General features: G+C 46.1%; 15 protein-coding genes and 1 pseudogene. 9 read left to right on the forward strand and 7 right to left on the reverse strand.

Annotation, left to right across the window (positions count from 1 at the left end; genetic code table 11):
- Nucleotides 1-87 precede the first annotated feature (87 nt).
- On the reverse strand, nucleotides 88-978 hold the full coding sequence (gene dacB / locus EWV66_RS16710; protein ID WP_002787010.1) for a D-alanyl-D-alanine carboxypeptidase/D-alanyl-D-alanine endopeptidase: 891 nt from the start codon (nucleotides 976-978) through the stop codon (nucleotides 88-90).
- A 274-nt stretch (nucleotides 979-1,252) separates the two neighbouring features.
- Here dacB and EWV66_RS16715 point away from each other — a divergent pair, with 274 nt between their 5' ends.
- The 3 genes from EWV66_RS16715 to psbM all read left to right on the forward strand — a co-directional run bounded on the left by EWV66_RS16715 (nucleotide 1,253) and on the right by psbM (nucleotide 3,729).
- Entirely contained in the window at nucleotides 1,253-2,233 is a 981-nt protein-coding gene (locus EWV66_RS16715) for an ABC transporter ATP-binding protein (RefSeq protein WP_052275945.1), read from the forward strand.
- A 159-nt stretch (nucleotides 2,234-2,392) separates the two neighbouring features.
- Nucleotides 2,393-3,508 carry a universal stress protein gene (locus tag EWV66_RS16720; protein ID WP_287107155.1) on the forward strand — a complete coding sequence of 372 codons (1,116 nt, stop codon included), beginning with the start codon at nucleotides 2,393-2,395 and terminating at the stop codon, nucleotides 3,506-3,508.
- Nucleotides 3,509-3,621: 113 nt separating this feature from the next.
- On the forward strand, nucleotides 3,622-3,729 hold the full coding sequence (gene psbM / locus EWV66_RS16725; RefSeq protein ID WP_002745897.1) for a photosystem II reaction center protein PsbM: 108 nt from the start codon (nucleotides 3,622-3,624) through the stop codon (nucleotides 3,727-3,729).
- A gap of 424 nt (nucleotides 3,730-4,153) precedes the next feature.
- On the opposite strand, the gene EWV66_RS16730 is transcribed toward psbM, so the two are convergent.
- The 3 genes from EWV66_RS16730 to prfA all read right to left on the reverse strand — a co-directional run bounded on the left by EWV66_RS16730 (nucleotide 4,154) and on the right by prfA (nucleotide 8,629).
- The gene (locus EWV66_RS16730; RefSeq protein ID WP_287116012.1) at nucleotides 4,154-5,758 is read right to left on the reverse strand and encodes a pentapeptide repeat-containing protein; all 1,605 of its coding nucleotides are present in this window, start codon (nucleotides 5,756-5,758) and stop codon (nucleotides 4,154-4,156) included.
- 384 nt (nucleotides 5,759-6,142) lie between these two features.
- Nucleotides 6,143-7,384 carry a bifunctional ornithine acetyltransferase/N-acetylglutamate synthase gene (argJ, locus tag EWV66_RS16735; RefSeq protein ID WP_002787007.1) on the reverse strand — a complete coding sequence of 414 codons (1,242 nt, stop codon included), beginning with the start codon at nucleotides 7,382-7,384 and terminating at the stop codon, nucleotides 6,143-6,145.
- 144 nt (nucleotides 7,385-7,528) lie between these two features.
- Nucleotides 7,529-8,629, reverse strand: a complete 1,101-nt coding sequence (gene prfA, locus EWV66_RS16740; protein ID WP_052275942.1) for a peptide chain release factor 1 — start codon at nucleotides 8,627-8,629, stop codon at nucleotides 7,529-7,531.
- A gap of 549 nt (nucleotides 8,630-9,178) precedes the next feature.
- Here prfA and EWV66_RS16745 point away from each other — a divergent pair.
- Nucleotides 9,179-11,332, forward strand: coding sequence for a polyribonucleotide nucleotidyltransferase (locus tag EWV66_RS16745; protein ID WP_072924553.1), 2,154 nt, complete (start codon nucleotides 9,179-9,181; stop codon nucleotides 11,330-11,332).
- A 342-nt stretch (nucleotides 11,333-11,674) separates the two neighbouring features.
- Here EWV66_RS16745 and rpsN read toward each other — a convergent pair whose 3' ends face one another.
- Nucleotides 11,675-11,977 carry a 30S ribosomal protein S14 gene (gene rpsN, locus EWV66_RS16750; RefSeq protein ID WP_002740009.1) on the reverse strand — a complete coding sequence of 101 codons (303 nt, stop codon included), beginning with the start codon at nucleotides 11,975-11,977 and terminating at the stop codon, nucleotides 11,675-11,677.
- Nucleotides 11,978-12,097: 120 nt separating this feature from the next.
- On the opposite strand from rpsN, the gene EWV66_RS16755 reads away from it, so the two are divergent.
- Complete coding sequence (locus EWV66_RS16755; protein WP_002776703.1) at nucleotides 12,098-12,637, forward strand: NUDIX hydrolase; 540 nt, start codon at nucleotides 12,098-12,100, stop codon at nucleotides 12,635-12,637.
- Here EWV66_RS16755 and EWV66_RS16760 read toward each other — a convergent pair.
- Complete coding sequence (locus EWV66_RS16760; RefSeq protein ID WP_002743955.1) at nucleotides 12,630-12,812, reverse strand: hypothetical protein; 183 nt, start codon at nucleotides 12,810-12,812, stop codon at nucleotides 12,630-12,632. The genes EWV66_RS16755 and EWV66_RS16760 overlap by 8 nt on opposite strands.
- 186 nt (nucleotides 12,813-12,998) lie before the next feature.
- Between EWV66_RS16760 and EWV66_RS16765 the strand changes: the two genes are divergently transcribed.
- Nucleotides 12,999-15,224 (forward strand): glycosyltransferase family 2 protein, encoded by a 2,226-nt coding sequence (locus EWV66_RS16765; protein WP_052275940.1) that lies wholly within the window; start codon nucleotides 12,999-13,001, stop codon nucleotides 15,222-15,224.
- Nucleotides 15,225-15,608: 384 nt separating this feature from the next.
- The gene (locus tag EWV66_RS16770) at nucleotides 15,609-17,018 is read left to right on the forward strand and encodes a DUF7305 domain-containing protein (protein WP_502705647.1); all 1,410 of its coding nucleotides are present in this window, start codon (nucleotides 15,609-15,611) and stop codon (nucleotides 17,016-17,018) included.
- Between the two features lie 82 nt (nucleotides 17,019-17,100).
- Here the strand turns inward: EWV66_RS16770 and EWV66_RS16775 are convergent, their stop codons facing one another.
- Complete coding sequence (locus EWV66_RS16775) at nucleotides 17,101-17,847, reverse strand: DUF4079 domain-containing protein (RefSeq protein WP_287107157.1); 747 nt, start codon at nucleotides 17,845-17,847, stop codon at nucleotides 17,101-17,103.
- Between the two features lie 456 nt (nucleotides 17,848-18,303).
- Here EWV66_RS16775 and EWV66_RS16780 point away from each other — a divergent pair, with 456 nt between their 5' ends.
- Nucleotides 18,304-19,794, forward strand: a complete 1,491-nt coding sequence (locus EWV66_RS16780) for a UDP-N-acetylmuramoyl-L-alanyl-D-glutamate--2,6-diaminopimelate ligase (protein ID WP_185238043.1) — start codon at nucleotides 18,304-18,306, stop codon at nucleotides 19,792-19,794.
- A gap of 358 nt (nucleotides 19,795-20,152) precedes the next feature.
- Nucleotides 20,153-20,391, forward strand: a pseudogene (locus EWV66_RS16785) (RNA-guided endonuclease TnpB family protein); the annotation flags it as partial.

The following is a 20,391-nucleotide window of genomic DNA, read 5'->3' on the forward strand; positions in this document are numbered from 1 at the left end:
GAGTTAGGAGTCGGGAGACACAAGGGAAATCCTTACCCAATCGGGTTTTCACTAACTGTCAGGACAAATGGGTATTTTACGGGAGAGCTACTGAGCTTGACAGGAACGAGATTGGGTCATCTGTAGAACAATAGTATCGATCGCTTTCACCAGAGCCTGTCCGGAAACCCGTTGATTATTAACGATAATGCTAAATAACATCGGTTCTTGGTTGGGGTTTTCTAGATAACCCGATAGGGCCCGCACACCGGTAAGAGTGCCAGTTTTAGCGTAAACTGTGCCAGTAGCAGCCGTCTGACGCATTCGGTTTCTCAGGGTGCCACTAATTCCCGCTACCGGTAAGGAAGCATAGAAAGTGTCTCGATTAGGAGAATAATACATCACCCGCAAAATTTCCACGATCGAGCGGGGAGTAGCGGTATTACGGCGGGATAATCCTGAACCATCGGCTAAACGAAAACCACTGGGATTGATGCCCAATTGTGCCAAGATGGCAGTAACACTTTTAGAACCGCCGATAAAGCGAAAAAGAGTGTCAGCGTAGAAATTATTACTTCTCTGATTAGTGATATTCACCCAATCGCGCAGGGATTTTTTTTGAATTGTCGTTTCCGGGTTCATCGCTTGTAAAGCGGCAGCCGTGGTAAATAACTTTGTATTAGAAGCAGGGATAAAATAGCGATCGGCGTTATGACTATAAATAACCGTTTGGCGATCAATAGATTCGATTAATATACCCCACTGATTGGGAGCTTGACCGATAATTTTATCGATATTTGCCCCAATCAATTGAGTACAGGTATTATTATTGGTGTTATTGTTTTCTGGCGGGGGAACGTATAATTCTATGGATTCGTTCGACGAGGAAGGAGCGGGATAAACAGACAGATTAACTTGAGCGATGCTAGGGTAAGCCAAGGCGATAGTGGCTACACTGGCCACTGTCAGCGAATTGAGGCTATTGAGGATTTGTTTCATGCTGTGTTTGTCTAAGAGTCTGGTTTCCTTAAGCGTTCGCACTATTGTACCAGTTGCTGCTCAAGTGTCAAAGTTACCTGTCTAACAGATTTTAGCGGCTAATGCACACCAATGCCAGAGAAGAAAGCTGGCAATAGCCCGCACTGATACCCCTTCTCAAGACCGGTTGGAATTTTTCTGGGTTCCAAAACCGGGCTATTTTGATACTGTTGACATTGCTGCTGACAATTTGGGGATAATAAAAGCAAAGTGTAGGAAGAGGGATATCAGACCCATGTATTCTGTCTCAGATGACTCCAAAACAATGACGAATACCAGCCGTCAAACTGTGCTAGAGACGTTAAACTTACAAAAAACTTATCGGACGGGATTCTGGTTAAATAAAAAAATCGAATCCTTGAAAAACTGTACTTTAATTGTCCATGAGGGCGAAACCTTTGGATTATTAGGCCCGAACGGGGCCGGCAAAACCACGCTCTTAAAAACCCTTTTGGGGATTGTCCGACCCACTTCCGGACGGGCCTTGATTCTCGGTCAACCAATTGGCGATCGCTCGGTCAGGCAACGCATCGGCTATCTTCCTGAAAATGCCTACTACTACGACTATCTCACCGGCTGGGAATTCCTACAATTAATCGCCGGCATTTTTCAAATTCCCTCTTCTGTGCAGAAAAAACGCATTCCTGAATTATTGGATTTAGTGGGATTAGACCGCAAAACTGCCCAGAAAAAACAATTGCGTCAATATTCTAAGGGAATGATGCAACGGATCGGTATAGCTCAAGCATTAATCAATGATCCGGAATTAGTCTTTCTCGATGAACCGATGTCGGGACTGGACCCTATCGGTCGCTATCAAGTGCGGGAAATTATTCAATCCCTCAAACAACGGGGGAAAACCATCTTTTTTAACTCTCATATTCTCTCCGATGTGGAACAAATTTGCGATCGCATTGCCCTGTTGGCCCGGGGAGAATTACTCTGTGTCGGTTCCCTCGATCAAATTCTCGGTCGTGCTGATGTCTATCAGGTGATTGTTCAAGGGGGTAGAGAAGAGCAACTACAGCAATGGATACTCGGTTTACATTGGCGCGATAATTTTTGGCACGGACAATTACAGGGAGAACCCGCTGCTTTTCTGGCTGCCCTGCCTAGTATGGATGCTCGCTTGATTAGTCTTAATTTAGCTCGTGCTTCCCTCGAAGAATTTTTTATCGACCAATTACGTCAGCGCGGTATTACCTCTAGTCAATAGGCTCTTCTGGTTTCTGTGTGGAAACGAGGTCTATACCGATAGAATATCCGCAAAATAGTCCTAAAAGTTTTGCCCAATAAGCACTTCAGGGTTCCATAAGCAAAAATTATCACACATCATTATTAATCTACAAGGTAAGTTGCCAAAAAGGAGACAATTGTGCGACGGGGAAGACATAAAATTTTTATCGGGATGGCTCCGGGAGTCGGGAAAACTTACAAAATGCTGGAGGAGGGGCATAGTCTCAGAAAGCAGGGAACCGACGTGGTGATTGGACTGCTCGAAACCCACGGCAGAAAAGAGACCGCCGAAAAGGCCGAGGGATTGGAAATCGTACCGAGAAAAATCCTAGAGAAAGAGGGATTCACTCTCTCGGAAATGGATACAGAAGCGATTATCGCCCGCTCGCCGCAGCTGTGTCTGATCGATGAATTGGCCCACACGAATGCACCCGGTTCGGAGCGAGAGAAACGCTTTCAGGACGTGGAGATAATTTTATCCCGGGGAATCGATGTTTACTCGACCGTGAATATCCAGCATATTGAGAGTTTAAACGATCTGGTTGCCCGAATCACTGGGGTGGTGGTGCGGGAGCGAATACCCGATCGAATTTTGGAGGAAGCTGATGAAGTGATCGTGGTAGATGTCACCGCTGAAACCCTAGAGGAAAGATTATTAGCGGGAAAAATCTACACTCCCGAAAAGATCCAACCATCTTTAAATAATTTCTTTCGACGGCGCAATTTAATCGCCCTCCGGGAACTCGCCCTGCGTGAAGTGGCCGATACAGTGGAAGAAGAAGCGAGTAATTCGACATTTATCGGTCAATTCTGTCCCGTTCACGAACGGGTATTAGTCTGTGTTTCCACCTATCCCAACTCTTTACGATTATTACGTCGAGGAGCGCGGATAGCGGGGTATATGAATGCGGAATTTTTCGTGATTTTCGTCGATAAACCCGAGCGCTTTCTCACGAAAGAGGAGGCTTTACATATCGAAACCTGCGAACGTTTATGTCGGGAATTCGAGGGTAAATTCTTACGGATTAAAAGCTATCAGGTGGCGGCAGCGATCGCCGAAGTGGCCGAACGGGAACGGATCACCCAGATTGTGATCGGGGAGAGCCGTCAATCGCGCTGGAAGCATTTAATCAAAGGTTCTTTCACCCAAAAACTCATGCGTCTGATCTGGCAGAAAAATATCGATCTTCACATCATCGCCACTGATCCAAAAGTACCAGTTAAAGACGCGCCGGCCAAGGGGGTGAAAAGGTGACTACCTTTCTGCCACTTCCCCACTCCCCCTCTCAAATCAGCAACGCCCTCTGGGATGATATTCTAGGAGTTAATCTTTAATGCAAATCCGTTGTCACTTAAGGGAGTTAACTCATGCAGGTAAATAATCTCGGCTTTATCGCTAGTATCCTATTCGTCCTAGTCCCCACGGTTTTCCTCTTGATTCTGTTTATCCAAACCAGAGAGGAAACCGAGGGTTAAATCCCTTCCCTATCCCTATTTTTCCTAAAAACCCCGGTGATTTCTTGAAGTCATGCGGGGTTTTTTCGCTTCAATTAGGGGAAAATGCTAGTTTCGTCACCTGATCCTAAATCGCCAAAAGTTAAAGTAAGCTAAACGGCTTTTACTTCGGATCACCGATATAGACTCCAAAAGGGTTATAGCTGTTGGATCATGCAGGTTAAGCGCCGTTTAGCTTATTTAGGATTTGCTGGATAAGTAGGTAAGGTAAGGGTTTTGTGGCTTTTCTCGCCAAACAGGTGCAAGATTTTGAGAGAATCGTGCTTCCAAACCTTGCGTCTTCATCGGCCCGCGTCCTGTAGGGGCGAAGCATTTGGGCATAACCTATCGGTGAAACCGGAGATTTTCTATCCGAATGCTTCGCCCGTACTTTTTGCCGCAAACCCTATTTAGTATTACAATCGATCGGATTTGGCGGATCTGAGTTTTTGTCCCTTTTGAGTTTCTCGATTTCTCGTTGATTGGCTTCCCGGTCAGCAGCCACCCATAATTGTTTATCTTCATCCCACTTGGCTTCCGTGTATATTGCCCTTTCCCAAAAGCAGGCCGATTTAATTTGTTCTCGATTAAGACCCTCGGCTCCGTTGAGGTTGGCTCCGTTGAGGTTGGCTCCCTTGAGGTCGGCTCCGTTGAGCTTGGCTCCGTTGAGGTAGGCTCCGTCGAGGTTGGCTCCCTTGAGGTAGGCTCCGTTGAGGTAGGCTCCGTTGAGGTTGGCTCCCTTGAGGTCGGCTCCGTTGAGGTCGGCTCCCTTGAGGTCGGCTCCGTCGAGGTTGGCTCCCTTGAGGTAGGCTCCGTTGAGGTAGGCTCCGTTGAGGTTGGCTCCCTTGAGGTCGGCTCCGTTGAGGTCGGCTCCCTTGAGGTCGGCTCGGTTGAGGTTAGCCCGGTTGAGGTAGGCTCCGTTGAGGTTGGCTCCCTTGAGGTAGGCTCCCCAGAGTTTGGCTCCGTTGAGGTAGGCTCCGTTGAGGTAGGCTCCGTTGAGGTTGGCTCCCTTGAGGTCGGCTCCGTTGAGCTTGGCTCCGTTGAGGTAGGCTCCGTCGAGGTTGGCTCTGTAGAGGATGGCTCTGTAGAGGTTGGCTCCGTTGAGGTAGGCTCCGTTGAGGTAGGCTTCGTTGAGGTAGGCTCCGTTGAGGTAGGCTCCGTTGAGGTAGGCTCCGATGAGGTTGGCTTCCCTCAAATTTGTCCGACTTAAATCAAGAATTTTAATTTTATTAGAGTCAGTTGTTTCAGCCAAATTATCGCCAGCTTGGTCATTCTCAACTTTACGCCGGCCGATTACCGTTAAAGCGGCCTGAACTGGAATACTCACGGAAGGGAGCTTTTCTGGGGCCTTCTGTCTTTCCTCTGGCTTCAGTTGTTCAATATTCGAGGGAATGGGGGAATTTTTACGAATGTAGGAAGTCAGCACTTCCATAATTGTCCATTGATCCTTGGGAGAATCTTTGGCAATTCGCTCTAGGGAATAAATGCCGCCAATTACCACCTCCTCTTTAGTATTACCGATTTGCTCGACAGCTTTCGAGAAGCGCTCAGTGATGAGACGTTGCTGAGTCAGTTGTATTTCTGCTTGAGAATTGAGATAATTGACAAAAAGCCCAATTCCTGCGAAAAGGGTAGCAATTAATCCCAGGGCAGAAATAATCGTTTTGACCACATCAATGGCAAAGGTGCGGCTGTCTTTATCTTCACGGGCAAAAAGTCCAGGTATTTGCTGAAATAGCCAGAAGGGAAAGATTAGCAGTTTCCAAGCAACTCTGACAAGAGACTGGAGCGATAGCAACAATCTTTTAATTAGCCTTTTTCCCCGGCGATAGGGCATCTTTAGATTCCAAGCAAGAATCGCTCTGGGATGTTGGCTAAAATATTCTTTCGCTTGCTGCCAGTCATCTATTTCACTGCCTTCTTTACCCGATGCCAGCCGTTTTTGATAAAACTCGTGAGCCTTGATCTGGTGCAATTCTAAAGGAATTCGTGGTGATTTTTTCGGAACCATGCAGCGTTTTCCCCGCCAATAGATGGATTTTGCCAAGGGACTGAGGGACTGACAAAACTGTTTTCGAGGTTGGTTGAAAAGAAGTAAGTAGGTAGGCGTTAAAAGTTGTCAGATGCCCCCCTTATTAAGGGGGGATTAAGGGGGGACTAAGGGGGGATCGGCACCCCCCTTATCAAGGGGGGCAGGGGGGATCGAACCTAAAATCCATTTTTAATTTAATTATAACCTGTTAATCGGGTAATCGGCTCTCTCGGCTGCTGTGTAATCAACAGGATCGATCATCGAGATTGTCGGTATAGACTAGATCCTAACGTCAACCGTTGATCAAGCTGTTGGGATACAATCCAGCAAGGACAAGAGAGCCTGTTTACAAAACCGATCGCTTTAAGTAGTGTACTCGGCGTTAATTTTGACGTAATCGTAACTAAGATCGCAACCCCAGGCCGTACCTGTTCCCGAACCGTTACCGATACAGATAGACATTAAAACGGTATCTTCTCGTAAATAAGCCCCGCTGGCTGCCGCTTTCAGGTAATTACTGGCACTAGCTCGATCGAACGCCAGAGGTTGACCATTTTCCATCATCACGAAGTCGCCTAACTTGATTTGTAGGTCTTCTTGATGGAAGACAACCCCGGCCCGGCCCGCGGCCGCCGCAATTCGTCCCCAGTTGGGATCTCGACCGAAAACCGCCGATTTTACTAGGGAAGAACCGGCAATGGTGCGAGCAATCTGACGAGCGGACTGATCATCGGCCGCCCCCGAAACCCGCACTTCTATTAAACAGGTGGCTCCTTCCCCATCCCGGGCGATCGCTTTGGCCAGGTATTGACAAACTTCTGTTAACATGGCCTCTAACTTTTGGGCATCCCGGCCCATTTCTGTGATCGCTGTGGTGCGCGATTGACCGTTAGCCAAGGCGATCAGACTGTCATTGGTACTGGTGTCCCCATCCACCGTAATCTGATTAAAACTTTTATTGGCCGCCCGACTTAACATATTTTGCCAGAGAACCGTCGATACTGCGGCATCACAGGTAATAAAGGAGAGCATTGTCGCCATATTCGGGTGAATCATCCCCGATCCCTTGGCAATTCCCCCAATTGTGACCGGACGACCATCGATAGTGGTTTGCAAGGCGATCGATTTGGGGACTAGATCCGTGGTCATAATCGCCCGGGCCGTGCTTTCGCCACCATTTTCCGACAATAAACCCGCTAAGGTCGGTAAAGCGGCGGTTAACGCATCCATGCGAATCCGTTGCCCGATCACTCCCGTAGAAGCCAGCAAAATTGCATCGGCGGGAATCCCTAAAACTTGGCTCAAGGCGGCGGCACTATCGAGAGCATCTTGCCATCCGGCTTCCCCCGTGGCGGCGTTTGCTTGGCCGGCATTACACAAAATCGCCCTGGCGCTGGCTTTAGTTTGGAGGCGTTGACGGCAATAATCGACGCAAGCGGCGCGCACTTGACTGGTGGTAAAGACTCCGGCGGCGATCGCATCTGTTTCCGAGACAATTAGGGCTAAATCGGGCAAACCGGACGGTTTTAGCCCCGCAGCCATCCCTGCGGATTTAAATCCTTTTGGGGCGGTGATCCCCCCCTCTATTTCCTGCCAATCGGCCATTTTCTCCCGTCTCCTACTCAAATTCGACGATCGATTATAGCAAGTAAAAAGCCAAAAAGTAGCAAAGGGTTTGACCGTTGCGGGTTGGGGAGAGGGGAGTGGGGAGCATAAATAAAAATAATCCCCTGTCTCGGAGTCTCCTGATTAAGCTGTCTCTTGGGCAGCGGCTAATTCCGCCAGTTTTCCCTGTTGATCCTTGGCGATACAGGATTGAATCACATCTTCGATATCGCCGTCTAAAATGCGATCGAGGGAAAAATTCTGATTTAAGCGATGATCGGTGAGACGATTATCCTTATAGTTATAGGTGCGAATTTTTTCCGAACGGGAACCGGTTCCCACCTGAGAGCGCCGCATGGAACTGACCGCTTCCTGTTGTTCCTGTAACTTCATATCGTACAGTTTCGCCCGGAGAATCTGCATAGCTCGTTCCCGGTTTTGCAATTGCGATCGCTCTTCGGTGCAGAAAACCCGGATTCCCGTGGGTTTATGGATTAAATCGACGGCAGTTTCCACTTTATTGACATTTTGACCGCCTGCACCCCCGGATCTAGCCGTGGTTAACTCAATATCCTTGGGATCGATATGCACTTCCACATCGTCCACTTCTGGCATAATCGCCACGGTAGCGGTGGAAGTGTGGACGCGACCACTCGCTTCCGTCAGAGGAACCCGCTGCACCCGATGGACTCCCGCCTCAAATTTCAGCTTACTATAGACGTTATCGCCTTTAATCTCTAAAATTGCCTCTTTAAATCCTCCCATATCCGCCGGAGATTCACTCAAAAGGCTAACTTTCCAGTTTTGAGTTTCGGCATATTTTGAGTACAAACGCACTAAATCCCCCGCCCAAATACTGGCCTCATCACCTCCAGTCCCGGCGCGAATTTCTAGCATGATATTCTTTTCATCGAGGGGATCCCGGGGCAGCAGCAGAATGGTTAATTGGTCTTCCAAAGTGGCGATTTTTGCCTCTAATTCTGCCACTTCTAGGGCGGCCATTTCCCGTAATTCGGGATCGCCGGCGGATTCTTTGAAGATTTGTTTCGCACCGATTAAATCCTCTTGACTTTTTTGCCAAATTTCGTAAGTGTTGACCGTTTCCTCTAGGGAAGCGCGGGATTTGGCCAGACGATGCAATTCACCCGGATTACCGGTGACATCGGGATCCGCTAGACGACGGGTTAATTCTTTGTAGGTCTGTTCTACAGATTGCAGTTTGTTTAGTAAATAACTTTCAGCCATAATCGATAATAAATAGGGTTAAACGGGGTTAATGGGAAGATAAACCGCAAATTCACTGGAATAGAAGCGTCTAACAGATAATAGAGACGCAATCCTTTTAATTGTCTTAATTTTCTTGGTTTGGGGTTCTTCGAGCCTAGAAAAATCCCGCCCAACTGCTGAGAGTCAGTCAGTTTTGCTAATACTTAGAAATATTTTTGGGCCAGCAAGCGGCAAGGGAAGACATTTTTTTCTTAACCAGATTATTCCTATATCTGAAACTATCATTTTTTGGCTGGTTTGAGCAAGTAATCTTAAATCCTGTTTAAAAGCAGGGTGTGGGGAGACCACTTCGTGCGCGTTGCGGGGGGAGATGGGGAGATGGGGAGCTTTTTTGCTGTGATCGGTAAACGGGAAAGAGTAATCAGCGAACTGATAACTCAACTCTGATAACTGATAACTGATCACTGATAACTGATCACTGAATACTAAACCTGTCGGAAAGGGGGACAAAAAATGCTAGGATTGCCACAGCACAGAGAAAAGCGAAAGAAAGGAATATAACTTTACATGGAAGAGTTTGACAAGTCAATATCCTTTGATGGCAGGGATATTCGACTAAAAATAGGGCTTTTAGCCCCCCAAGCTGGCGGTAGTGTTCTGATCCAATCGGGAGAAACGGCAGTTTTAGTGACAGCAACCACCGCCAAAGCCAGAGAAGGAGTAGATTTCCTGCCCTTGACCGTTGATTACGAAGAAAGATTATACGCCGCCGGGCGCATCCCGGGAGGATTTTTGCGTCGTGAAGGTCGTCCCCCGGAAAAAGCAATTCTGACCGGTCGTTTGATCGATCGCCCCCTGCGGCCTCTATTCCCCAGTTGGCTACGGGATGATATTCAGGTGGTCGCTACGACCCTCTCGATGGATGAGGAAGTACCCCCGGATGTTTTGGCCGTTACCGGGGCTTCCGTGGCGGTTCTGTTGGCAGGGATTCCCTTCCAAGGACCGATGGCAGCGGTGCGCGTCGGTTTACTAGGGGATGAATTTATCATCAATCCCACCTACAAGGAAATCCATAACGGAGAATTGGATCTAGTGGTGGCCGGTAGTCCCGAAGGGGTGGTGATGATCGAAGCGGGAGCCAATCAGTTACCGGAACGGGATATTATTGAGGCGATCGATTTTGGTTATGAAGCGGTCCGCGACCTGATCACCGCTCAACGGGAATTGATCGATCAGTTGGGTATTCCCCTCGTCACCCGAGAAGCGCCGGTAGTAAACGAAACCGTGCATAATTTCCTGAAAGAACAAGCTAAAGAGGAAATTAAACAGATTCTCTCTCAGTTTACCCTCAGCAAAACCGAACGGGATGAGAAATTAGAGGCGATCGAAAATCGGATTAAGGAAACTATAACCGCTCTTCCCGATGAAGATCCCTTAAAAGCTCCAACCCTGGAAGAGCCAAAGTTAATCGGTAATCTCTTTAAGGATCTGACCAAAAAACTGATGCGCGCCCAAATTATCGAGGATGGGGTGCGGGTTGATGGTCGCAAACTGGACGAAGTACGCCCGATTTCTTGCCGGGTGGGAGTTTTACCCCGTCGGGTTCACGGTAGCGGTTTGTTTAATCGCGGTTTAACCCAAGTGCTTTCGATCGCCACCCTTGGCACCCCCGGTGATGCTCAGGATTTGGGGGACGACCTCCATCCCGAAGATGAAAAACGCTATCTTCATCACTACAACTTCCCACCCTTTTCCGTCGGTGAAACCCGTCCGATGCGTTCTCCTGGCCGTCGAGAAATCGGCCACGGTGCTTTAGCGGAAAGGGCGATCGTACCTATCCTTCCCCCCCAGGAGGAATTTCCCTATGTGCTGCGGGTGGTGTCGGAAGTCCTCTCTTCTAATGGTTCCACCTCCATGGGTTCCGTGTGCGGTTCTACCTTGGCACTGATGGATGCCGGTGTTCCCCTGAAAAAACCCGTTAGTGGTGCGGCCATGGGTTTAATTAAAGAAGGGGAAGAAGTGCGGATTTTGACCGATATACAAGGTATCGAGGATTTTCTGGGAGATATGGACTTTAAGGTGGCTGGCACTGATTCTGGCATCACCGCTCTCCAGATGGATATGAAAATCCCCGGTTTAACCATGGAAGTGGTGGCCAAGGCGATCGAACAAGCTTTACCGGCCCGCAAACATATCCTAGAGAAGATGTTAGCGACCCTAGAAAAACCCCGCACGGAATTATCTCCCCACGCACCCCGGTTATTGACGATCAAGATCGATCCAGATCTGATCGGGTTAGTCATCGGGCCAGGTGGTAAGACGGTTAAAGGGATTACTGAACAGACCGGCACAAAAATCGATATCGATGACGATGGGACTGTGACTATTTCCTCTACCGATGGGGAACAGGCCGAAAAAGCTAAACGACTGATCTACAATATGACCCGCAAACTCAATGAGGGTGAGGTCTATCTCGGTCGTGTGACTCGCATTATCCAAATCGGCGCTTTTGTGGAAGTTTTGCCGGGGAAAGAGGGAATGATCCATATTTCCCAATTGGCCGAGGGACGCGTCGGTAAGGTCGAAGATGAAGTGGCCGTGGGGGATGAGGTGTTAGTTAAGGTACGGGAGATCGATAGTAAAGGTCGTCTCAATCTCACCCGTCTCGGTATTCATCCCGACGAGGCCGCCGCTGCCCGTAAGGCTGCTACTGTAGTCTAGGTGAATTTTTTGTTCATGGTTAACTCTCGATCGCTCGATCGAGAGTTTTTGTTTAGGGCTTGCTGAATAAATATGAAATGTAGGCAAGGTAAGGGTTTTGTGGCTTTTCTGGCGAAACAGCTGCAAGATTTTGAGAGAATCGTGCTTCAAAACCTGGCATCTTGAGCGGCGATCGCGTCCTGTAGGGGCGAAGCATTCGGGCAATAACCTATCGGTGAAACCGTAGATTTTCTATCCGAATGCTTCGCCCGTACTTTTTGCCGCAAACCCTACCTAAAAACGGCAATAGAGACGCAAAAACCACGCCTCTATCCCGGTATTTTCCCTAGATATTGTTTCTGACTACCAGCTAGACTTGACCACACCGGGTAAAAGACCTTGGTGGGCCCATTCGCGTAAAACGTTGCGGGATAAACCAAAATCGCGATAGTATCCTCTCGGTCTGCCGGTCGTTAAACAACGGTTGCGGTGACGACTAGGAGCGCTATTGCGGGGTAATTCCTGTAATTTTTGGTGAATTGCCAGTTTTTCTTCAAAATCTTCGGCGGTGCGGAATTGTTCTTTTAGTTCCGCTCTTTTAGCTTCGTATTTTTGTCTGAGACGAGCGCGTTTTTTCTCGCGTTCTACCATCGATTTTTTTGCCATGGGGTTTCTCGAAAAAGATTTAACCTGTAAAGACAGCATTTCCCATTATAACCTGAAACACCGGTGACAAAGGTGACATTTGTTGATATTAATTCTTAAAGTCCTAGTTGCAAATTTTCTATGTCTGAATCGCCTCAATTGCTCCAACAACGTCTTTTTTATCAAGGTCGGGTCTTTCAATTTGAAGTCTCGAAACTGCGTTTACCTAACGGTGTCGAGGGAGAATGGGAATGTGTCCGTCATCCGGGGGGTGCTTTAGCAGTTCCAATTACCAAGGAAGGTCAATTGGTTCTAGTACGTCAGTATCGATTTAGTTTGCAAGCTCGAATTCTGGAATTTCCCGCCGGAACGATTGATGAAGGAGAAGACCCTGCTACGACGGTAAAACGAGAATTAGAGGAAGAAGCGGGCTATCGGGCGCATAATTGGCAATCTTTGGGTAAATTTGCCTTGGCACCGGGTTATTCCGATGAATATATCTATGCTTTTCTGGCCCAGGATCTGGAAAAATTAAGCTTGCCCCCCGCTCAAGATGCCGATGAAGATCTAGAAGTGGTTTTTATGAGTTTTGAGGAAATGGAATCAGCGATCGCCAGAGGAGAATCGATCGATGCTAAAACTATTACTAGCTTCTATCTGGCCCGTTTAGCTCTTAATTAATCTTTTCAATCACCGCTTGTCCTAGTTGAATCAACTCAAAACCGATAAAAAGGCTTAAAATCACAGTGACAGCTTGATTAAGTAGGGGTATATTGCCTTTACCGAGAACAGAAGCGACGAATTTGACCACAACTAAAACGAGAGCGCTAACAATGGCGATTTTGACGGCTATCATAGACTAATTTTTCCTCACGGTTAACCAGATTATACTATTTTCAGACTTTTTCTGGCTAGTTTCATCTTGGGTTTGATACAAAATTTAGCATTTTGGTGGAGAGCGCTCCTGTCATTGCCAAAAATGTCCTGGTTTTTGTTAAGAATTGTAAAATGTAGTTAGATTTATTTGATCAGAAGGAGATTCATGTCTAACCAAGAATCGATTTTTCCATTCCCTCAAAAACCAGTGTATTCCTCCCCATTCAAGTCGATTTTAGCGATAATATCAGTTATCTTAATTATGTTAGCAGTGATCGGCGGGCTAATGATGGTCAGTTTATCATTATCTTGGCCAGAACACAATATTTATCGATTACTCCTTGGCTTAGTAGAAGATTTTTTTAACCCCCTTGCTTGGATTAAAGTTCCCACGGTTGCTCATAGCTATCAATTATTCTTACCCACGGTTATCCTGCTAATTTTTACGCAGTTAATCATGTTCTTGTCTCCGCATCCGCAAGTTTGGTCAAGATTAGTCATTATTTCTATCACTCTCGCTATCACCCTGCGCTATCTAATCTGGAGGATTCTGGAAACCTTAAATCTTTCTACTCCTCTCAATGGCTTTTTTAGTTTACTGCTTTTAGGCTTTGAGATGATGGTTTTAAGTGGTAGCATAATTCAGTTAGTTTTAGTCTTAACCACGAAAGATAGACGCAAAGAAGCTGATTTTTATAGCCAAGCAGTGATCAATAAACAGTATTTGCCCACGGTAGATATTCTGATTCCCACCTATAATGAGCCAGCCTTTATCTTAAAAAGAACTATTATCGGTTGTCAAGCCCTTAATTATCCCCATAAAAATATTTATATCCTCGATGATACTCAGAGATCAGAAATTCATCAATTAGCAGAAAAATTAAATTGTCATTATCTGACTCGTCAGGATAGAAAAAATGCTAAAGCAGGTAATTTAAACCATGCTCTCAGACAAACTCAAGGGGAATTAGTGGTAGTTTTTGATGCAGATTTTATCCCTTGTCGGAATTTTCTAGAAAGAACTGTTGGCTGGTTTCAAAACCCTAAAATTGCCCTAGTGCAAACGCCCCAAAGCTTTTATAATGCCGATCCTATCGCCCATAACTTAGGTTTAGAAAATATCGTTACTCCCGACGAAGAATTATTTTATCGTCATATCGAACCAGCTAAAGATGGGGTGGGTAGTCCTGTCTGTGCTGGTACTTCTTTTCTTGTCAGAAGAAAAGCCTTAGAGGAAGTGGGATATTTTAATATAGAATCTATTAGTGAAGACTATTTTACTGGGATTGCTATCTCAGCGAAAGGTTATGAAGTTATTTACTTAAATGAAAAACTCAGTGCTGGTTTATCTGCTGAAAGTTTATCAGCTTATTTACTGCAAAGATTGCGCTGGGCAAGAGGAACTTTACAGGCCTTTTTTATCAAAGCTAATCCCCTAAAAATTGCGGGACTAACCCTACCCCAAAGATTGGCACACTTAGAAGGAATTTTATCTTGGTTTTCTCCCTTAGCTCGTTTATTTTCTCTGCTGATTCCTCTCCTTTATACCTTTGGTTACATCGTACCTTTGAACATTACCATCGATGAGACAATCTATATCTTTTTACCCTACATGATGCTGCAGTTAGCCACTTATCACTGGTTAAATTCTCGCTCGCGCTCAATTGTTTTTTCTGAAGTATTATCGATGATTATTTGTGTACCAACATCCCTAACAGTTCTCCATGTTCTTTGGAAACCCTTTGACAAAGGATTTCAGGTGACACCGAAGGGACTTGCTCGCCAAGATTATCAATATAATTGGCACTTATCCTACCCATTGCTGTTTTTTCTCACTATTACTTTAATTAGTATTTTCTTTAATTTACACCATCACAATTATCAAGAAAGTCCCCTAAATTTTGGCTTGATTTTGGCTATATATAACGTGGTTATTATCATGACGGCTCTGGTGGCTTTATTGGAAGCTCCCCTCACCTTAGAAACTCAATACCAATTGCTGGAATCTCCTGTTAACTTGATCACAGAATCGGATATAATTATACAGGGCAATCTGAAAAAACTTTCGGAAATAGGAGCAGAAATTAACCTGAGGGAACCCATCTACTCAGAAAAATTACTCCTAGATATTTTAGGGGAAGATTTGCGCCTATCTGCTCATCTAGTCAATCTAGAAAAACGAGGCAAAATCTGGCAAGCAACCCTTAAATTCCAGCCACTTATCCTATCAGACCAGAGAAAATTAATTACTTTTTTATTCTGTCGTCACCAGCGCTGGCCACTGAAAAATACGGCAGGAGAATTACAATCCCTTTGGTTGTTAATTATCAGCTTTTTTCGGGGTATAGTCTTGATTTTTCGGGCAATTCTGAATCGAAAAACAGCCCTTTAGTTCAGTCAAAAATCGAAAATACTTAAGTAGCTGGTTATAATTAAATTAAAAATAGATTTTAGGTTCGATCCCCCCTTAGTCCCCCCTTGATAAGGGGGATGCCGATCCCCCCTTAGTCCCCCCTTGATAAGGGGGATGCCGATCCCCCCTGCCCCCCTTGATAAGGGGGGTGCCGATAGGCGGGGGGATCCTCCTTGATAAGGGGGGTGTCTGATAATTTTTAACGCCTACATACTTATCGAAAAATTACTGGCTGATTATCCTATCAACTGGCCTTAGTCTGTGATTTCACTCACAGTGCTATTCCTGTATTCTCACAGTTTTCACTTGACCAAAAATTGATATTATTGTAGTAAAAGTAACCATTCTTAGATGGACTGGCTTATGAACAATCGTTTATACCTTCACCTGATGGCTAATAAGGAAAAGGGGTTTGCCTTGCCTCTTGCCGTGTTAATTGGACTCATCCTCATGGTGACAGGAATAACTATGATAATGCGCGCCCAAGGGGACCAATCGAAAGTAATTGCCCAAAAAGTCCGGGCTGATGCTTTAAGAAGTTCCGAAGTTGGAGTGGCTCGCGTGCAGGATCTACTCAATAGTGTTCGAGTTATGGCGAGGTTTAATAGTGATAGTAACTGTGATACTCACGGCTGTTGGAAAAACGCCGAAGTGGTTACTGATCCCAGTAACGATTTACAAAAACATTTAAAAAAATTAGTCGACGCCGCCCCCTCCTGTAGTAATCCCAACGATGCTGCTACCTTGACGGCAAAAATCGATGAATTAAGAGGTTTGAGCGCAGATAGATGGGTTGATCTCGGTAATAATCGTTATTATCGCGTGGTTGGATATGATTATAATCCTGTGTCCAGGCAGGGAGTTCTCACCCTCGAAGGACGTTCTCGCAAAAGTCCCGAAGAAGACCTAACTAACATTGCTATCAATAGAGATAGTGACGACAATGCCGCCTCCCGTAACCGTGTGGTGGTAACTATCCCTATTCTTGATGCCCCTCCCCTCGCATTTAACCGCACCACGGTCCCAGCTTTATGGATAAGTGAGGGAACGGCGGACGATGGTGCTAAATTTGAAGGGGATGTGGTGGAGGTTGTGGCGTGGCCAGAATGTGATATTAAGCAGGATAAGATTCCAACGCCCAGCACTGGAACCCCCCCCTACAAAGCACAAGTTGTCGGTGTGTTTTTCCCCAATTTACCGGAGACTCCCACCGGTATTCCAAGCCTAGGAGACCTTACCAGTTCTGAAACTTTTCCCAGAACGGGAGACACAGCATCTCCCAGCGGAGTGTACGAGTATATTGTTAATAATATCAACTTGGATGAGGAAGATGACGAGAAGATTACCATCACTGCGGGGTACCGGGTATTTTTCTATGTTCAAGGTAATATTAACGGTGCCATCGGACACAATTGTGGTGCTAAGCCTGACTGTAAACCGGGCAATCTACAAATTTATGCCTATAGTGAATCAGATTCCGCGAAAATTTGTCTGAGAGGAGACCAAAGACTACAAGCGTTTATCTTTGCTCCTCACTATTCCCTCGGTAACACTGGTAATGGTAATTTCTTCGGTGCTGCCTGGGGTAAAAATTGGGGCAAAATGTCAGGCTGTGCCTCAACTAGCGGTGCTGTAGCTGTTACTCAAAGGGTAGAATGGACTGAATTAATCACAAACCTGAAACCCCAATTTCCCCAGCTTGGTGGTGTTGACAATTGGTGTGAGGAACCCATCGATACCCCTGCGGGTGCATCGGAGTGTGTACCCGATTAATTTCCCGACTGCTTCACCCTCTCCCTCTCCCAGTCCCTAAAAAACTTGAATAGAGAAGGGGTGGATTCAGTCCATCCTTTTTTTAACTTATCGGGTCGATAAGCGGGGTTGAGGATTTCGGTTCAGGACAGGTTTTATTGGTGAAATCACAGCGATAAATTGCGGGTTTTTGCCAACTGAGGGGAATTTCCAGCAAATCCCTCGAACCGGTCATGGCTTGTCCCAGAAAGAGAGCCAGAGCAATACAATTGAGAATTGTATGGGCAATGCGCCAACGATGGGAACGGTCTTTATAGATATCTTCGACAATTGCCAGAGAGAAAATCATCAGTAATGATGCCGCCATGCCGATATAGTAGTGAGACCAGTACCATTGGGCCGAGAGTCGCCAGACCCCATCCTGAGAACCGATAATAATTAAACCGATGCCAGTCAAGGTGGCAAAAATTCCGCGCCAGAGAGCTTGTCTAGCGCGATAGAGACAGACCAAAGAGGCAATGGTGACAAAAAACATCAAAATCACAAAAATGACCTGAAAGGAGTCTAATTTTCCGTCTTTTTGTTGATCGACAAAACCATTAAAACCGTAAACGACCGAGTAAGCTAGTGCTAACAGGTTAACCCCTACCACTGTAGCCGTTAACCAGCGGCCTAAGCGTAGATGTTCCAGCCCGACCACTGGCGGAATTTTACTTTTATTTCCCGGGTTGGTTTCTAGGCGACGTTGACGGGTTTGCCAAGCAAAGTTAACTACGAGGCCGATAATAGGGAAAACGACCACTATCCCTAGGACAGGATGAATGAGAGCCAGAAAATCGACGAATTGCATATAAATATCCCGAAAATAGTCAGCAGAAAATCGTCAATAGTTGACAAGCTATAGCCTTGTTTTTTTTAGCTTATCGCAGATATCAGGAGCCGGTCGGCAAAAGGCAAAAGGCAGGAGATAGGGTGATAGGGTGATAGGGTTTTGGGGATTTCAGTTATCAGTTATCAGTTATCAGTTATCAGAGGCTCTCTTGGGTTTCGTGTGATAAGCAAAATTTATGGCTTTTCAAACGGTCTTTGGATAAGGCTTTCAGTGCTTACTTACCCAAGAAACTATCAAGAATACCCACATTTTCCCACAAAGTACAAGAGAGCCTTATCAGATGTGAGTTTTCAGTTCACTGATTACTGATTACTGTTTACTGATCACTGAAAAACCCACTTCCCATTTCGGACTAGGAACCTCTTTGATTATCGGCTAATCTAAAAGCAGCAATCCCTAGATTCAATCCTGACTATGAAACTACAAGAACTTTTGACAAATATCACTCCGGTTTCCCCGATTTCTTCTCCTATCGCTTCTATTACCGAGATTACAGGAATTTCCACCAATTCCCATGCTTGTCAACCGGGAGATCTATTTATCGGTTTACCCGGAACGCGGGTGGATGGCGGCGAATTTTGGCGTTCCGCTTTGGAAACCGGGGCCCTAGCGGCGATTATCTCCCCGGCAGCCGCCGCTAAATTTCCCCCCCCGGAGGATGCTTGCGTAATCGTTGTGGCAGATTTAGTTACTGCCACTGCCGCGATCGCTGCTAAATTTTATCATTATCCTGCCCAAACCCTAAAATTAATCGGTGTGACGGGAACCAACGGCAAAACCACCACCACCCATCTAATTGAATATTTTCTCAGCCAAGCAGGGATTCCCACCGCTTTATTCGGGACTCTTTACACCCGTTGGCAAGGATTCCAAGAAACCGCTAATCATACCACCCCTTTCGCTAACGAGTTACAAGCCAGTTTGGCCAAAGCGGTGAGCGCCGGCAATGAAATCGCCGTCATGGAAGTTAGTTCCCATGCACTGGCCCAGGGACGGGTACAGGGTTGTACTTTTCCCGTGACAGTGTTTACTAATCTCACCCGGGACCATCTCGATTATCACCTCGATATGGAGGATTATTTTGCCGCTAAAGCTAAATTATTTAGTACCGATTATCTGCAAGGTAAGGCGATTATTAACGTTGATGATGCCTATGGTCAACGTTTAGCGGCCTCCCTGTCTCCCCAACAGGTTTTAACCTATAGTGTGTCCGATGCTAGTGCCGATTTTTATACTAAGGATTTACAGTATCAACCCACGGGAGTGGAAGGGGTGATGGTGACTCCCCGAGGAGAAATAGCCTTTGCTTCTCCTCTAGTGGGTCAATATAATCTAGCTAACCTGTTAGCGGCGGTGGCGGCAGTGTTAGAATGTGGTGTAGATTTAGAGACAGTAATCGCCCAAATTCCCCAATTTTCAGGAGTACCGGGGCGGATGGAACGGGTTAGCACCGCTCCCGACCAAGATATCAGCGTCATTGTCGATTATGCCCATACTCCCGACAGTTTAGAGAATGTTTTAAAAGCTTCCCGGCCCTTTATTTCCGGTCGGATGATTTGTGTTTTTGGTTGTGGTGGCGATCGAGATCGGACAAAACGACCGTTAATGGGTAAAATAGCCGCAGAATTAGCAGATTTAGCCATAGTTACCTCCGATAACCCTCGCACAGAGTCTCCCGAACGAATCCTTGAGGATATTATCGCTGGCATTCCCCCAGAAATTACCGTGCAGGTAATTAGCGATCGCGCTTTGGCCATTGACACCGCTATTCAAACAGCACAACCGGGAGACGGAGTAATTATTGCGGGTAAAGGTCACGAAGATTATCAAATTTTGGGGACGGAAAAAATCCATTTCGATGACCGCGAACAGGCCCGGGCCGCTTTGATGAAAGGGAAAAAGTGATGAGGGATGATCAATTATCAAGAAAAGCTAACATTAGTTGACCGAAAATTTGGGTACAAGCCCCGCCATGCCCGCGCAGGGTCGGGCAGCTCCACCTTAAATATGTATTGTCAACTGGTTCTTCGTTACTTGGTATGGTTCGATAGGGGGGCATAAATCGACTAAATCCTTATCTGGCAAGAGACTTAATTGATTAGTTCGCTCTAGATAAAAACAATTAACAAAAATCGCTAAATGCCTTTCTATATAAGGGTTCCATCCCTTATAACCCCCGTCCATTGCATAACACAAACCGAAGAGCCTGTCAACTTAAGGAATTTTGTGTTAAGATGTCGATACTCGATCGAGCAATGTCAAAATGTTTGTACTAAAATACAAAGTTAAGCCAAAACCTAATCAAATAGAAGCCATTAATGAGGCAATACGGACAACCCAATTTGTTCGGAATAAAGTCCTGCGTTATTGGATGGATAATCGGGGTGTTGGCAAAACAGAGTTATTTCGGTACAACACAGCATTAAGGAAAGAGTTTAAATTTGTTGATGATTTAAACTCCCATGCTTGCCAGACTGCCGTAGAAAGAACCTTGCGGGCAAT

It is taken from the genome of Microcystis sp. M_OC_Ca_00000000_C217Col (genome assembly GCF_007095585.1).
GTDB classification, from domain to species: Bacteria; Cyanobacteriota; Cyanobacteriia; order Cyanobacteriales; family Microcystaceae; genus Microcystis; species Microcystis panniformis.